Genomic DNA, 13,338 nt, shown 5'->3' with positions numbered 1-13,338 from the left:
TTTTTTATTCTGATGGCGTGAATGTGCACTCAGACGTTTTTGAAGATGCTGTGGCGTTTTTGAAGGGGTTTTGAAGGGGGTGTTCTTCCCGTTTTCAGTGAAGCCGGTAAATCCGGCTTTTTTTCTGCCTTCCGCATACTGACCGTCGGTAACCCCAAACGACGGAGACTGACATGCAACCGGAACTGCTGGCGCTGTGTTTTTCCCTGCCAGAACCCATCCCTGAGCTGACACCTGCTCAACTGCCGGAATGGCTTGAACTCGTCCCTGCGGGTGAGTTCACCGGGCGCGATGGCCGGACGTGGATTAACCGCAATCCGCATGAGGTGGTCACCCGTTCGTCCGACATCAAAATTCCGGTGGACATTGAACACGCCACCGAAATTAAAGGGCAACGCGGTGATGAAGCCCCGGCGTATGGCTGGGTGGAAGAACTGCGCGTGACGGACAGCGGCACCATTGAAGGCCGTGTTGTCTGGAGCGAGTACGCCCGGTGGATGCTGAGCGAACGCCGTTACCGCTATTACAGCCCGGCGTTTTTCTTTGACGCAGACGGTGTGGTGACGCGCCTGTCCAGCGTCGGGCTGACCAACAAACCTAACCTGGATTTTCCTGCACTGAATACGGAGAAAAACCCGATGACAGTACCTGTGCAAATCACCGGCCTGCTTGGGCTGGCTGAATCTGCCACGGTGGACGATACCGTGGCCGCCATTAAACAACTTCAGGAGAGCGAACAGGTGGCGCTGAACCGCGCACAGACACCTGATCTGACGAAGTTTGTGCCGGTGGAAACCCACAATCTGGCACTGAACCGTGCCGAAACCGCAGAACAACGCCTTCAGCAACTGGAAGAGAAGGAAGCAGAAGCGCTTGTGGATGCGGCCATCGAAGCCGGAAAAGTGGCCCCGGCAAACCGTGACATGTTCCTTGCCACCTGCCGTACGGAAGAAGGCCGCAAACAGTTTGCGGAGTACACCAAAGGTGCACAGCCGCTGGTGAACAACGACAAGCCCAGCCAGGGCAAGGATAAACCCGCGCAGACACTGACCGACGCCGAACTGGCGATGTGCCGCAGCATGGGTATTACCGGGGAAGAGTTCCTCGCCGCTAAACCTAAACAGGAGAATAACTGATGGGAGCAGTCACTTCCGAAGTCCTTCACGCGCTGACCACCTGTCTGAGCGCCGCTTATACCCGTGGGCTGAGTGGTGTCACCCCACAGTGGCAGCGCATCGCCTCTGAAATCCCGAGTTCGTCCGCCTCCAATACCTACGGCTGGATGAAAGATTTACCGGAGATTAAGGAATGGGTCAGCGCCCGTCAGATGGCAACGCTGGACGGTTATGGTTACACCCTTGCGAACAAAACCTGGGAAAGTTCGATCCGCGTTAAACGCGAACACATTGAAGACGATCAGATTGGTCAGTACAGCATTATCGCTGAACGCTATGGCCGCCAGACGTCGGAGTTCCCGGACAAGCTGTGTTACCCCCTGCTGTGTGCCGGGTTTAACACCCTGTGTTTTGACGGTCAGAACTTCTTTGATGAAGACCACCCGCTGGGCGACGGCACATACAGCAACGTTGTCGGCACCCCGGCATCAGACCAGGGGGAACCGTGGTTTCTGATTGATGATTCTCAGGTACTGAAACCCATCATCTGGCAGACGCGACGCGCCTTTAAGTTTGAAGCCCTGGATGATCTGAACAGCGAGCACACCTTCAAGAATAACGAGTTCCTTTACGGGGTGGACGGTCGCTGCAATGCGGGCTTCGGCTTCTGGCAGACCGCCGTCGGTTCCCGTGCGGCACTGACAGCGGAGAACTACGAGAAGGCCAGCAATCTGCTGCTGGGTATGAAGACCACCAACGGTGAACCGCTGGGCATCCGCCCGACCACCCTTGTGGTGGGGCCGAAAAACCGTGCAGCCGCGAAGCGCATCATTGACGCCATGCTGGTTAACGGCGGCGATTCCAACATCTGGTACAAGGATGTGGACATCGTGGTCAGTCCGTTCATCACCACCCCGGCATAACCCGTCATCCGTAATCTGTTGTAACCCGCAGTTAAAAGGCGCTGTGAATGCCCTTTTAACTGCCTTTTAAAAGGCAGAGTCATGAGTGAAAAAGCAGGAACCAAAGGCGCGAAAGCCGCAAAGAACAGCGCAGCACAGGAAAACCCGGCACCGCTGGCAGACGTTATTGTGGCTGACGGTCAGGCGAATGAACCACGTCCGGCTGAAGACCCGGTTACTGTACAGGGTGACGCCCCTGTCCGGCTGAACGTCCGGGCCGTGTCTGAAAACGGGTTCTGGCGCTGTGGCCGTTTCTGGTCACATGCTGGTGAGGATGTGGCGGTGACCGCTGCGGTTGCCACCCGCCTGATGGCAGAGCCGAATCTGATTGTCCGGGAAGCGGAGAAAGGCTGATGGGGTATATCACGCAGGAAGACCTGTTACGCGCGGACGGCAATCTTGTCTGGAACATGGCGATTAACCGGGAAACCAACGAACTGGATGAAGACAAAATCCGTCAGGCCATCAGTGATGCCGAAGCGGAAATTGATTCGTTTCTGTCCCGCCGCTACCAGCTGCCGCTGGGAGTGACGGAAATCCCGCGCCCGCTGCAACGCGTGGCGGTATCGCTGGCGTTTTACTGGTTGTCAGAGCGTGACAATCAAATCACGGAGCTGATCCAGAAACGCTACGATGACGCCATTAAAACCCTGCGTGAGATGGCGAACGGCACCCGTGACCTGGGGCTGCCGACGTATGCCACCCCGGCAGAAACCGACCACGGGAAGATCATTGTAGTGGGTGCCAATGCCCGGCTGTTCACCCGTAACAACCTGAAAGGGGTGCTGTGATGGGGATTTCTGTACAGGTCAGCGGTGACCAGCGTCTGGAGGATATCCGCCGCGCCGTTGAAAAGCTGGCAGATGGTTCATTGCAGGCAGAGCTGCTGGAGAGCATCGGTGCGGTGGTGGAATCACAGACCCGCCGCCGCATCATCGATGAGAAAACCAGTCCGGGTGGCGAACGCTGGCCAGACTGGTCTGACGGGTACAAAAAGACCCGCCACGGCAACCAGAGTCTGCTGCGCGGTGAAGGCCATCTGCTGGAGAGTATCCAGTACATCGTGGAAAACCGCGTGGTGCGTATCGGTTCACCGCTGGATTATGCCCGCATCATGAATGACGGCTTTTCCGGCAGTGTGCCGGTCAGAGCCCACAAACGGCTTATCTCGCAGTGTTTCGGGCGGGCGCTGAAATATCCGGTCTGGCAGACCGTCGGCGCACATAACCGCATGATGAACATTCCGCAACGTGAATTTCTGGGGCTGTCTTCTGCCAATCAGCAGGAGCTGCAACAGGTTATCAGTCATTTCTGGAAGGAGGTTCTGCCATGACAGAACAACGCCCTGAACTGCGCACACCGGGGAGCACCGTTGCGGCCGCAGAGCGCATTGTGGCCTGGCTGCAAACGGCCCTTCAGGGGGACACCCCAGACCGGGCTGATGTGGTGGAGCGTCACATCGGCCAGTTTAACAGCCCGGAGGAAGTCAAACGCTATATGTCCGGTCGCACCGGCTGTATCCGGGTAGCTGCCCTGCGTGTCCGGGATATCAACCCGCGCGGTGGGCTGTCCGGTCTGGTTACCTGGGTGGCTTACATCATGGCGACGGATTCGTGGGGGTATTCCCGCGACGTGCGCTGTGAAGTACTGGCCGGAAAGGTGATCAAACGTCTGCTGTCGTCGGATGCCACAGCGGGCATGGGGGCTGAACGCCTGGCTGCTGATGTACGGGCAGACAACATTTACTCCGCCAGCCTCGACGGGCTGGGTGTCACCATGTGGGCGGTGACGTGGGAGCAGGAATTTCGGCTGGATGAAGAGATTGATCTCGCCGCGCTCCCGGACTTCCTGCGCCTCGGGGCAACGCTGCGCTGCGGCGAACACACTGAAATTAACGACGTGATCCATGTACGGGGTGACGATGGAACAGAAACTGATTAAGCCAGCGCGGGAAAACGTTCGTGTCCGTAAACCGGATGGCGCGCATTTATCCCCGGAAGGGGAACGTCTCGACGTCTGCGCTTACTGGCTGCGCCGTGAAGCCGAGGGAGATGTGGAAATAACCGCGCTTCCGAAAAATAGCAACAAAACCAGAGGGAAAAAATAATGTCGCTGGGTTCAATTCCTGATGATATCCGCGTCCCGCTTGTCTGGATCGATATCGACAATTCACAGGCGCTGGATGGTGCATCCGCGCAAAGCCGAAAAATTCTGGTCATGGGCCATGCGGTATCGTCCGGCAGCGCAGACGCCCTGTCACTGACCCGCATCACCAGTGACAGCCAGGCAGACCAGCTTTATGGCAAAGGGTCGATGCTGGCTGAAATGCTTAAAATGCTGCGTCGTGCCAACACGTACACGGAAACCTGGGCAATGCCGGTTGCCGCGCCTGAAGGCGCTGCCGCAAAAGCCACGCTGACCGTGCTGGGGACAGCGACTGAAGCCGGAACGGTGGCATTGCTGATTAACGGTGTGTCCGTTCAGGTGAGCGTGAGCGCCGGGGCTACGAAAGAAAACATTGCAAAAGCCATTGCTGATGCGGTGACGAAAAAGCCTGCCACGCAGGTGGCCGCTGCGGTGAAGGATGATGCCACGGATACCGTGGAGCTGACCGTGAACTGGCACGGCGTCACCGGCAACGGTGCCGACGTTCGCCTGAACTACTACACCGGAGAAGCCTTCCCGGCAGGTGTGAAGGTGACAGCCACCGCGTTTACCGGCGGCACCGGGACACCGGAAATGGCGGGTGCCGTTGCGGCCATCGGCCCGGAGTGGTTTACCGATATCATCGCCCCGTTCACCGACACGCAAAGCCTGAACACCCTGCGTGATGAACTGCTGAACCGCTGGGGGCCGCTCAAAATGATGGAGGCGCAGCTGTGGACGGCGTTTCGTGGCACACACGGGGAAACCGGTACGTTTGGTGAAACCCGCAATGACTGGCTGATTAGCTGTATCGGCACCAACCTGTCACCGCACCCGGCGTGGATGTGGGCCGCGTCATACGGCGCAACGGCAGCGTATTACCTCGCCATTGATCCGGCACGTCCGCTTCAGACGCTGGTTCTGACCGGCATTCTGCCGCCTGCGCGTAATGTTCGCTGGGATATGCCGGAACGTAACCTGCTGCTGCATGACGGCATTGCCACGCACATGGTGGACGCCGGGGATAACGTCTGCATCGAGCGTGAAATCACCATGTACCGGGTTAACCAGTACGGTGATGCGGATGTGTCGTACCTTGATGTGCAGTCCCCCGCCACGCTGGGCCGTATCCGTTACATCATCAAAAACCGTTTCTCGAACCGTTATCCGCGCCACAAGCTGGCGGACGATGACGTGCTGGACTCGCTGGATGCGGGGCAGCCGGTGATGACGCCGAAGCTGTGTACCGCAGAGCTGCTGGATATCTGCCAGACCGAACTCCTCCCGGCGGGCCTTGTGGAGAACTTCAGCGATTACAAGGACACGCTTCAGGTGACACGCGACAGCAGCGATAAAAACCGTCTGAACTTTATCTGTCACCCGAATCTGGTGAACCAGATGCGTGTGCTGGCAGGCCTGATTCAGTTCAAGCTTTAAGGGGACCACATGGCAAAAATTCTTGGCATGGCGACCATTCGCGTGAATGGCCGCGAAATTAAAACCGAGGGGAAATCCACGCTGAACCCGGGCGGCTTCAGCCGCACCCAGCATATGGGCGGCGGCAAGGTCTGGGGTATCTCCAGCAAGATGGCCTCGCCGTCCATCAAGGTGACCATTGCAGCGGCAGCGGATATGGACGTGATTGAAATCAGCAGCTGGGAAGACGTCACGGTGATGTTCTACGGCGACAACGGCCTGAACTACATGATGACAGGTTCAGCCACGGATAACCCGGCGGAGCTGGACGAGGATTCCGGCACCATCAGTGCGAACTTTATCGGTGAAAAATGCGTGAAGGTGTGACATGGCTGAAATGGAATTTGAACTGAAACACGGGCTTCTGACCGGCAAAGGCACGGCAGATGAAACCCTGCATAAAACCGTGAAGCTGCGCGAACTGACTGCCAGTGATGTGATTGATGCGCAACTGGCCGCAGAACGCGTCGTCATGGGCGGGAACGGAAAGGCAGTGGCCTACTGCTCTGAAGTGCTGATGGGGCTGGAGATGATGCGCCGTCAGGTTGCGGCCATCGGCAGCATTCCCGGCCCGCTGGACATGAAACAGTTGCGAATGCTCCACCCGGCAGACCTTGAGCTTATCAGCACGAAAGCCGCTGCGCTGGATGAAATGCTTGAGGAGGTGGCAACGCGGGGGCGAACTGATGCCGCTGGCGGCGGCACTGATGAACCTGCTGGTTAACCTGTCTCAGCGATTCAGCATTCAGTACCTGGAACAGCTGCCCCTGCGGCAGCTGTTCCGCCTGATAAAGCAACTGGAGAAACAGCATGGCAACAGGTAACCGTCTCAGCACGGAAATCATGATCAACCTTGCCGGGAACCTGACCGCCAAAGCCCGGCAGTACGGCGCAAATATGTCGCAGTTCGCCCGGAATCATCAGAAGGCCATGCGCCTTGTCAAAGCCACAACGGAGGCTGCCACGCGTGGCCTTGACACGCTGGGTAACCGCTACACGGCGATGATTGCCGGTTTTGCGGGTAGCGCCATGATGCGTGAGTTTGCGCAGGTGGATCGCCGGATGACCCGTATTGGTATTGCCGCAGAAAAGACGCGCGACGAAATGGCACAGATGCTGAATGGTATTCAGGATGCCGCCATCAAATTTAAGGTTGATGACAGTGAACTGATAAGCGCAGTGGAAAAAGTCGGCACCGTGACGGGTGAGATTGATTTTGGTGTTAAAAACAAAGAAATGATGGCGGCATCTATTGCCGCTTCCGGAAGTTCAGGCGAATCCATCGGCTCGCTGTTTTCTCAGTTTACGAAGTTCGGCATCAGGGATGAAAACGAAGCCTTAAAGGCAATGGATACCCTGAACCTGCTGGGAAAAGAAGGTGCCTATGAACTGAAAGACATCGCAGAAAAAGCAACCCGTGCGATGTCGCTGTATTCCGCTGCGGGCGGACGTGGTGTGCAGGGTGTCAAGGACGTAGGGGTTGCACTTGAATCTGCCGTTGATGCCACAGGGAACCGTGATACCGCCGCAACCGCTGTTGAAAACCTGATCCGTGATTTACAGCTTCCTAAGGTTGTAAAAACATTGCGGACAAATGGCATTGATGTTTACGGGAAAGATGGCCGGATGCGCTCGCTTCCACTATTGCTTCAGGAGATTGCCAGAAAATCAGGGAACCGGGGCGCAGAAGAACAAAATAAAAGGCTGATTGAAGCCGGTTTTAACCAGGATTCAGTCATGCTTTTAAGCAGCGTAACGTCAGGCAAAGGTGCAGAAAACCTGCAACGTTATATGAAAGTCGTCGGTGATGGTAAAGGCATCATGAAAGATGCCGCGTATGCTGCACAGGATTTTACGTCCGCCATGCAGGCACTGGAAACCAGCTGGAAAAAATTCTCCCACAACCAGCTGGCAAAACCCGTTCAGGAACTGGCTGATGCCATTAACAGCGTGGACCAGAACACCGTCCAGACCTGGTTACAGGTCGGTAAGTATATGGCGATCGCGCTGGGCGGCATTATCGCCATCAGAAAGACGTACCAGTTCGGTAAAACCATCCACGACATCATGAATCCCAAAGGGAAAGGCAAAGGGATACCCGGCGGCATCACGGATGTTTTCGGCTCCGGCGTGATGCCGGTGTATGTGGTTAATATGGGCAGTGGCGGGATGGGTAATACCGGCGGTCTGTCGGATGCGCCGGATTCATCGCGCAATCCCCGTAACCCCCGCAATCCTCGGGGGCCGGGTAACCGTGGAGGAAAGGCAGGTAAAGGCGCTGGCATCATTGCCGGTGCTCTGGAGTTTTACGATTTTCTGACCACGCAATACGCCCTGCCGGGTGAAGTTGACAGCCTTACAAAATCCGTTGCCGGTGCCACCGACGCCAGCCCGTGGGAGCGCGAGTTCGCGCAACAGAGTCAGGACAATCAGAAAGCGCTCGAGTCCGTCTGGCGTAAGGTAACGGACTGGTTCAACTCGCTGGGTGACAAGAACATTGCCGACCCGCGACCGTGGGCAGGTATGCAACCCACACAGAATTATCCTTTTCTTCCGCAACAATTGCAGGGGGAAATCCGTGTGGTGGTGGAAGGTGACGCCCGCGTGAAAAGCGTCAGAGTGGATCAACCCGGCGTCAGACTCAGTGCGCAGGCTGGCGTCACCAGCGTGGAGCAAGGGTAATGACAACAAGCAAAGGCAAATGGGACGGGCTGCGCGACGCCTCGTTTCGCGGTGTCCCCTTCTTTCTGGTGGATACGGAAGGCACCGGTGGCCGCAGGGCTATTCCCCGTGCGTATCCCCGGCGCGAAACCGCCTGGACGGATGATAACGGGGCCGTTCCGGGGCAACAGCAGATTAACGCAAAGCTGCTGGGTAAAAACTTCCAGGATGATTTAAACGCCCTTTTAGACGCGCTCAATACCCCAGGCCCCGGCGAGCTTATCCACCCGTGGTTCGGGATACAGACCGTACAGGTTGGCAAGGTCACCCATCGCCTCAGCACGGAGGAAGATGGCATTGCGTATGTCACCTTTGAAGTGTTTGAGGCAGGCGAGCGCCTGTTCCCGTCTGCGGCGGATAACACGCAGCAGGAAGTGCTGACGGGCATTGATGCGGTGAAAGCCGCCATTGACGATGGCGACTGGTTCGGCGCACTCGACGGGCTGGGTGAGATGGCCGACAGCTTTCTGGCTGATATGGAGAACCTTGTGGCTAATCTGCCCACGTTACCGGCAGCACTGAATCAGTGGATGGACAGGCTGAACCATTTTAAGGAGATGGCCGGAACCATCATTGCCACACCGGGGCGTCTGGTCAGTGAGCTGTCCTCGTTCATCGACGGCGTGGTTGATCTGGTGACGGAACCACCCGAAGCACTGGCGGTTTACACGACATTACGCAACCAGTGGGCCGGAGAACGTGCCCGACAGGTTGCCACCGGCGCACTGCCGGAAGATATCACCGTGAAGCCCGGCAGCGTGGCAGACGGTGAAATAGGCTTTGCTATCGGGCTGTCACCGGATTATCAGCCGGTATCTGACAGCCTGCAGAAGAACATTGACGACTTCCGCCAGGTGGTTGTGCTGGAAACCCTGCTGGGACAGGCAAATGCCGTGGCCTCGATGACGTTCGATACCAGTGATGCGGCATTATCTGCCGGTGACACGCTGGCGGCTGAACTGCATGAGCAGGCGGTGGCGGCGGTGGAAAATAACCAGCGGGCATTGTGGCGAACGCTGCGCGATTTACGGCAGGCCGTGATTACGGATGCCCGCGAGCGTGCCGCCCGTCTGCCGGAAACCCGGCAGGTGACGCTGACCACAACCACATCTGCCGCATTGCTGGCATGGCGCGAGCATGGTGACACCAGCCGACGGGATGAAATCGTGCAGCGTAACCGCCTGCGCCATCCGTCATTCATACTGCCAACGCAACCTGTGGAGATTACCGACTGATGGAATCCGTGATTCTTACCGTTGACAGCAAATTGTGGGAGGGCTGGACGGAAATGTCCATCAGCCGTTCCCTGAAGGCGATTGCCGGTGAGTTTGATCTCAGTGTGACAACCCGCTGGTCAGCGGCGACACCGCGCGTGATTCGTGAGGGGCAACCCTGCACGGTCAGGCTGGGCGCGGATACCGTGCTGACGGGGTATATTGATGATTTTATCCCCAGCTATGACGCAGATAACGTGGAGATCCGCGTCATGGGGCGCGACAAAACCGGTGACCTGGTGGACTGCTCTGTGGTGCATTCATCCGGGAAATGGAAAGGCGTGCGGCTTGAACAGGTGGCGGCTGATGTCTGCCGCCCGTTCGGGATAACCGTCATCACGGAAACCCCGACCGGGGAGGCGTTTGCGTCCGTTGTTCTGGAACAGGGTGAAACGGGCTTTGAACTGCTCGACCGGCTGGCAAAACAGCGCGGCGTTCTGCTGACGTCTGACGGCGCAGGTAACCTGATTATCACCCGCGCCTCTTCCGTTCGCGCGGGTGTGTCACTGGTGCTGGGGAAAAATATCCTCGCTGCCCGTGGGCGCTTCAGCTGGCGGGAGCGTAACAGCCAGTACATCATCAAGGGCACCACCAGTGCCGGTGGCAAACTGTGGGACAGCCAGCCTGCCTCGATGGTGGGTGGTCGCCAGTACATCACCGAAGACCCGGAAATTAACCGTTACCGCCCGCGCATTCTGGTCAATGAAGACAGCCTGACCGTGGGCGGGGCCAGCATTCGCGGGGAATGGTACAAAGCCCGGATGCTGGGGGAATCCCGCACGACGGAAATCACGGTGGCAGGCTGGCGCGAACAGGGCGACAGCGGCCCGCTGTGGCAGACCAACCGCCTTGTCGATATCGACGACAGCATTCAGAACCTGAAAACCACCTGGCTGATATCCGGGGTGACCTGGACGGATGGCGCACAGGGGCGGATGACGGTTCTGGCGCTGGTTCCGCCTGAATCACTGGACATGCCGGAAATGAAAGCGAAGACGAAGAAAACAAAGGCGGTGGCCACATGGGATTAAACGCCATTGCCCGCCGTCTGCGGTTGATGGTTGACCGTGCCATTGTCCGCATGGTGTCTGACAGTCTGGAGCGGCAGAACCTGCAAATCCAGACGCTGGCAGATGCCACCGACGACGACGTGGAACGCTTCCAGAACTACGGTTTTACATCCGTGCCGCCGGAAGGTTCTGAAGCCATAGTGCTGGCCGTTAGCGGGCGGCGTGACGGGCTGGTTGCCATCGCGGTGGAGGATAAGCGATGTCGCCCGAAAGGGCTGTCCCCCGGCGACGTCCGGCTGTATCACCAGGACGGCAAATCACACATCACCCTGAAGGAAGGCGGCATCATTGAAATCACAGGAGAACAATTAGACTTTTCAGGGAAAGCGGTAAATCTCACTGCCGACGAATTGCTGAATATCATCAGCGGACAAATGAAATTCGTCGGCCCCTGTGATTTTACTGAAGACATCACCATCAACGGCAAATCTTTCAGCGAACATATTCATAAGGACGGCGACAATGAGAATACATCACCGCCCGTATGACGACAGGAATCCGCTGGAATAACATGCTCTCACGGGGTGACATCACCGTCACCCATAACGGCCTCTCACTGGATGAGGGGCTGGTCACTCAGGTTCTTATCTGCCTTTTCACCGATGCCCGTGCTGATGACGATGATGTCATTCCTGACGGCTCTGGCGACCCGCGCGGCTGGCCGGGCGACACGTACAGCGATTTTTCGTGGGGTTCCCGCCTGTGGCTGCTTGAGCGTGAAAAGCTGACGGAAGATGTCCGCCTGCGTGTGGAAGATTACGCGCGGCTGTCCATGCAACCGCTGCTGCGGGCCGGTTACGCCCGTAACGCCACCGTCACGGCCAGAATCATCGTCCCTGACCGTATTGCCTTTCAGGTGGTGTTAACCCGCCCGGACAAAACCACGCTCACAATTGAAATCACCCGCCGATGGGAGGCCACCATTAATGCCGTATGAAATCCCCACGCTGGGCAAACTGATTGCCGACGGCGAAAAAGATATTGCGTATGAACTCGGCCTGCAAAAGCTGCCGCCTGTCAGTGTTGAGCAGGCACTGAACGTGTCATTCAGCAGTCAGGTCCGGGATTTATACGACCATCAGAGCTGGATTAAGGACCAGATAATTCCGTCCACCGCGTCTGATGATGAAACCATTATCAAAACAGCAACGTATGAAGGGGTTATCCGCAAGCAGGCCACCTTTGCCAGCGGGCCGGTGACCTTCACCAGTCAGTCCCCCATTCCGGCAGAAACCCGGATGCAGTCCGACACAAATCAGGTGTATCAGGTACTCACATCCGGCGAGGTACAGGACGGCGAGGTCACTGTCATCGTGCAGGCTGAAGAAGCCGGTGTGGCGGGCAATCTTGCTGCCGGTGCCGTGCTGACCCTGTTATCCCCGCTACCCGGAACGGGCAGCACAGGCGCGGTGACTGAAAGTGGCATCACCGGTGGCGCAGACATCGAATCCATCGCAGAGCTGCTGGACCGTCTGCTGTATGTGCGCCGCAATCCCCCGGTGGGCGGTGCACTGCATGATTACGTCATCTGGGCGCGTGAAGTGCCGGGTGTCAGCCGCGCGTGGGCATGGGATGCGTGGCACGGCCCCGGCACGGTCGGGCTGGCATGGCTTTATGATGACCGTGAAGACATTATCCCCACACGGGACGACCTGAAGACAATGGAGCAGTATCTGTTCTGCCACAAACACCCGGTCACCGGCGTGATGGTGGGTAAACCGGGCGGCATCGAGGTCTGGCCAGTGCAGGTCAGGCTGAAGAAGCTCGACCTGTCCATCCGCCTGACACCGGACAGCCAGGCGAACAGGAACGCCGTCAGGGCAAACCTGACCGCATTACAGAAAACGCTGGCCCCCGGTCAGATGCTGCCGGTGTCCTCGCTGCGCACGGCCATCGGTATGACGTCCGGTATCACGGATTACTTCCTCAACATCGGGGAAGACACCACAAGTGATGTGGATGAGCTTATCACCATCGGGGAGGTGACATGGCTCACAGCGTGACGGAATGGCTGACCGCACTACAACAGGTCATGCCACGGGGTAAGGCATGGCCGCGTGATAACGACGCGGATTTAAACCGTTTTTTAAGGGCGCTTGCAGAGCGTTTAACCCGCGTTGAATACGACGCCTCGCGTCTGCATGTGGAGATGCGACCGGAAACCACGCTCCAGCTGCTGCCGGAGTGGGAGCAATATCTGGCGCTGCCGGAATGCGGAATTGCCGCCACCACAACGGAAGCCCGCCGCCGGGCCGTGGTGGAGAAATACCGCCGCAAAGGCGGGCTGGCAACCTGGCAGATTGAAGCCGCTGCGGCGGCGCTGGGCTTCACCATTAAGGTGACGGCTGTTCTGCCGCACCACTGCCTGCGCGACTGTATGTATCCGCTGCATCCGGCCCGGTATCGCTGGCTGCTGAAAGTGGAAGTCCCGGATAAAGATGCCGGACGGTTTACCTGTATTGATGACGTCATGACGCCATTAATCAGCGAACGCACCCGCGAGCTGGAATGCCTGCTGAAGCATTACCGGCTGGCGGGCACGGAATATGAATATTATTACACCGGAGAATAATTT

General features: G+C 57.7%; 18 protein-coding genes. All 18 read left to right on the top strand.

The genetic code is table 11. The annotated features are described in order from the left end of the window. Positions 1-173: 173 nt before the first annotated feature. The 18 genes from C0K55_RS20505 to C0K55_RS20425 all read left to right on the top strand — a co-directional run bounded on the left by C0K55_RS20505 (position 174) and on the right by C0K55_RS20425 (position 13,335). Entirely contained in the window at positions 174-1,136 is a 963-nt protein-coding gene (locus C0K55_RS20505; protein ID WP_105266501.1) for a phage protease, read from the top strand. Beyond that, a complete protein-coding gene (locus tag C0K55_RS20500; protein ID WP_105266502.1) occupies positions 1,136-2,038 on the top strand; it encodes a Mu-like prophage major head subunit gpT family protein in 903 nt (300 codons plus the stop codon). The genes C0K55_RS20505 and C0K55_RS20500 overlap by 1 nt, the downstream gene beginning before the upstream one ends. A gap of 81 nt (positions 2,039-2,119) precedes the next feature. Further along, positions 2,120-2,431 (top strand): hypothetical protein, encoded by a 312-nt coding sequence (locus C0K55_RS20495; protein ID WP_001290368.1) that lies wholly within the window; start codon positions 2,120-2,122, stop codon positions 2,429-2,431. Beyond that, positions 2,431-2,868 (top strand): gp436 family protein, encoded by a 438-nt coding sequence (locus C0K55_RS20490; RefSeq protein ID WP_000540583.1) that lies wholly within the window; start codon positions 2,431-2,433, stop codon positions 2,866-2,868. Before C0K55_RS20495 ends, C0K55_RS20490 begins: the two co-directional genes overlap by 1 nt. Next, entirely contained in the window at positions 2,868-3,410 is a 543-nt protein-coding gene (locus tag C0K55_RS20485; RefSeq protein ID WP_105266503.1) for a phage virion morphogenesis protein, read from the top strand. The genes C0K55_RS20490 and C0K55_RS20485 overlap by 1 nt, the downstream gene beginning before the upstream one ends. Beyond that, positions 3,407-4,018 carry a hypothetical protein gene (locus tag C0K55_RS20480; protein WP_105266504.1) on the top strand — a complete coding sequence of 204 codons (612 nt, stop codon included), beginning with the start codon at positions 3,407-3,409 and terminating at the stop codon, positions 4,016-4,018. Before C0K55_RS20485 ends, C0K55_RS20480 begins: the two co-directional genes overlap by 4 nt. After that, the gene (locus C0K55_RS20475; RefSeq protein ID WP_024195697.1) at positions 3,999-4,184 is read left to right on the top strand and encodes a DUF2635 domain-containing protein; all 186 of its coding nucleotides are present in this window, start codon (positions 3,999-4,001) and stop codon (positions 4,182-4,184) included. Before C0K55_RS20480 ends, C0K55_RS20475 begins: the two co-directional genes overlap by 20 nt. Continuing rightward, a complete protein-coding gene (locus tag C0K55_RS20470) occupies positions 4,184-5,659 on the top strand; it encodes a phage tail sheath subtilisin-like domain-containing protein (RefSeq protein ID WP_105266505.1) in 1,476 nt (491 codons plus the stop codon). Before C0K55_RS20475 ends, C0K55_RS20470 begins: the two co-directional genes overlap by 1 nt. Positions 5,660-5,668: 9 nt before the next feature. Then, positions 5,669-6,025: a phage tail tube protein gene (locus C0K55_RS20465; protein ID WP_001062748.1), complete on the top strand. Its 357-nt coding sequence runs from the start codon at positions 5,669-5,671 to the stop codon at positions 6,023-6,025. 1 nt (position 6,026) lies between these two features. Next, a complete protein-coding gene (locus tag C0K55_RS20460) occupies positions 6,027-6,422 on the top strand; it encodes a phage tail assembly protein (protein WP_000829451.1) in 396 nt (131 codons plus the stop codon). Next, positions 6,385-6,522: a hypothetical protein gene (locus tag C0K55_RS26145; protein WP_001127483.1), complete on the top strand. Its 138-nt coding sequence runs from the start codon at positions 6,385-6,387 to the stop codon at positions 6,520-6,522. The genes C0K55_RS20460 and C0K55_RS26145 overlap by 38 nt, the downstream gene beginning before the upstream one ends. After that, complete coding sequence (locus C0K55_RS20455) at positions 6,509-8,380, top strand: phage tail tape measure protein (protein WP_105266506.1); 1,872 nt, start codon at positions 6,509-6,511, stop codon at positions 8,378-8,380. Before C0K55_RS26145 ends, C0K55_RS20455 begins: the two co-directional genes overlap by 14 nt. After that, entirely contained in the window at positions 8,380-9,654 is a 1,275-nt protein-coding gene (locus C0K55_RS20450) for a DNA circularization protein (RefSeq protein WP_105266507.1), read from the top strand. Before C0K55_RS20455 ends, C0K55_RS20450 begins: the two co-directional genes overlap by 1 nt. Continuing rightward, on the top strand, positions 9,654-10,724 hold the full coding sequence (locus tag C0K55_RS20445) for a phage baseplate assembly protein (RefSeq protein WP_105266508.1): 1,071 nt from the start codon (positions 9,654-9,656) through the stop codon (positions 10,722-10,724). Before C0K55_RS20450 ends, C0K55_RS20445 begins: the two co-directional genes overlap by 1 nt. Beyond that, positions 10,715-11,251, top strand: coding sequence for a phage baseplate assembly protein V (locus tag C0K55_RS20440; protein WP_105266509.1), 537 nt, complete (start codon positions 10,715-10,717; stop codon positions 11,249-11,251). The genes C0K55_RS20445 and C0K55_RS20440 overlap by 10 nt, the downstream gene beginning before the upstream one ends. Continuing rightward, positions 11,248-11,700 (top strand): phage GP46 family protein, encoded by a 453-nt coding sequence (locus C0K55_RS20435; RefSeq protein WP_000206926.1) that lies wholly within the window; start codon positions 11,248-11,250, stop codon positions 11,698-11,700. The genes C0K55_RS20440 and C0K55_RS20435 overlap by 4 nt, the downstream gene beginning before the upstream one ends. Then, positions 11,690-12,766, top strand: a complete 1,077-nt coding sequence (locus C0K55_RS20430; protein WP_105266510.1) for a baseplate J/gp47 family protein — start codon at positions 11,690-11,692, stop codon at positions 12,764-12,766. The genes C0K55_RS20435 and C0K55_RS20430 overlap by 11 nt, the downstream gene beginning before the upstream one ends. Then, complete coding sequence (locus C0K55_RS20425; protein WP_000951402.1) at positions 12,751-13,335, top strand: YmfQ family protein; 585 nt, start codon at positions 12,751-12,753, stop codon at positions 13,333-13,335. Before C0K55_RS20430 ends, C0K55_RS20425 begins: the two co-directional genes overlap by 16 nt. Positions 13,336-13,338 lie beyond the last annotated feature (3 nt).

Source organism: Escherichia sp. MOD1-EC6098 (genome assembly GCF_002965865.1).
Lineage (GTDB): Bacteria > Pseudomonadota > Gammaproteobacteria > Enterobacterales > Enterobacteriaceae > Escherichia > Escherichia marmotae.
The sequence above is the reverse complement of the archived record's forward strand: the minus strand, read 5'-3'. Positions and strand labels throughout refer to the sequence as shown.

What these genes read in the sequence shown, in the direction of transcription:
- C0K55_RS20505 (WP_105266501.1), top strand. Translation starts at nt 174, where the DNA reads ATGCAACCGGAACTGCTGGCGCTGTGTTTTTCCCTGCCAGAACCCATC.
- C0K55_RS20500 (WP_105266502.1), top strand. Translation starts at nt 1,136, where the DNA reads ATGGGAGCAGTCACTTCCGAAGTCCTTCACGCGCTGACCACCTGTCTG.
- C0K55_RS20495 (WP_001290368.1), top strand. Translation starts at nt 2,120, where the DNA reads ATGAGTGAAAAAGCAGGAACCAAAGGCGCGAAAGCCGCAAAGAACAGC.
- C0K55_RS20490 (WP_000540583.1), top strand. Translation starts at nt 2,431, where the DNA reads ATGGGGTATATCACGCAGGAAGACCTGTTACGCGCGGACGGCAATCTT.
- C0K55_RS20485 (WP_105266503.1), top strand. Translation starts at nt 2,868, where the DNA reads ATGGGGATTTCTGTACAGGTCAGCGGTGACCAGCGTCTGGAGGATATC.
- C0K55_RS20480 (WP_105266504.1), top strand. Translation starts at nt 3,407, where the DNA reads ATGACAGAACAACGCCCTGAACTGCGCACACCGGGGAGCACCGTTGCG.
- C0K55_RS20475 (WP_024195697.1), top strand. Translation starts at nt 3,999, where the DNA reads ATGGAACAGAAACTGATTAAGCCAGCGCGGGAAAACGTTCGTGTCCGT.
- C0K55_RS20470 (WP_105266505.1), top strand. Translation starts at nt 4,184, where the DNA reads ATGTCGCTGGGTTCAATTCCTGATGATATCCGCGTCCCGCTTGTCTGG.
- C0K55_RS20465 (WP_001062748.1), top strand. Translation starts at nt 5,669, where the DNA reads ATGGCAAAAATTCTTGGCATGGCGACCATTCGCGTGAATGGCCGCGAA.
- C0K55_RS20460 (WP_000829451.1), top strand. Translation starts at nt 6,027, where the DNA reads ATGGCTGAAATGGAATTTGAACTGAAACACGGGCTTCTGACCGGCAAA.
- C0K55_RS26145 (WP_001127483.1), top strand. Translation starts at nt 6,385, where the DNA reads ATGCCGCTGGCGGCGGCACTGATGAACCTGCTGGTTAACCTGTCTCAG.
- C0K55_RS20455 (WP_105266506.1), top strand. Translation starts at nt 6,509, where the DNA reads ATGGCAACAGGTAACCGTCTCAGCACGGAAATCATGATCAACCTTGCC.
- C0K55_RS20450 (WP_105266507.1), top strand. Translation starts at nt 8,380, where the DNA reads ATGACAACAAGCAAAGGCAAATGGGACGGGCTGCGCGACGCCTCGTTT.
- C0K55_RS20445 (WP_105266508.1), top strand. Translation starts at nt 9,654, where the DNA reads ATGGAATCCGTGATTCTTACCGTTGACAGCAAATTGTGGGAGGGCTGG.
- C0K55_RS20440 (WP_105266509.1), top strand. Translation starts at nt 10,715, where the DNA reads ATGGGATTAAACGCCATTGCCCGCCGTCTGCGGTTGATGGTTGACCGT.
- C0K55_RS20435 (WP_000206926.1), top strand. Translation starts at nt 11,248, where the DNA reads ATGACGACAGGAATCCGCTGGAATAACATGCTCTCACGGGGTGACATC.
- C0K55_RS20430 (WP_105266510.1), top strand. Translation starts at nt 11,690, where the DNA reads ATGCCGTATGAAATCCCCACGCTGGGCAAACTGATTGCCGACGGCGAA.
- C0K55_RS20425 (WP_000951402.1), top strand. Translation starts at nt 12,751, where the DNA reads ATGGCTCACAGCGTGACGGAATGGCTGACCGCACTACAACAGGTCATG.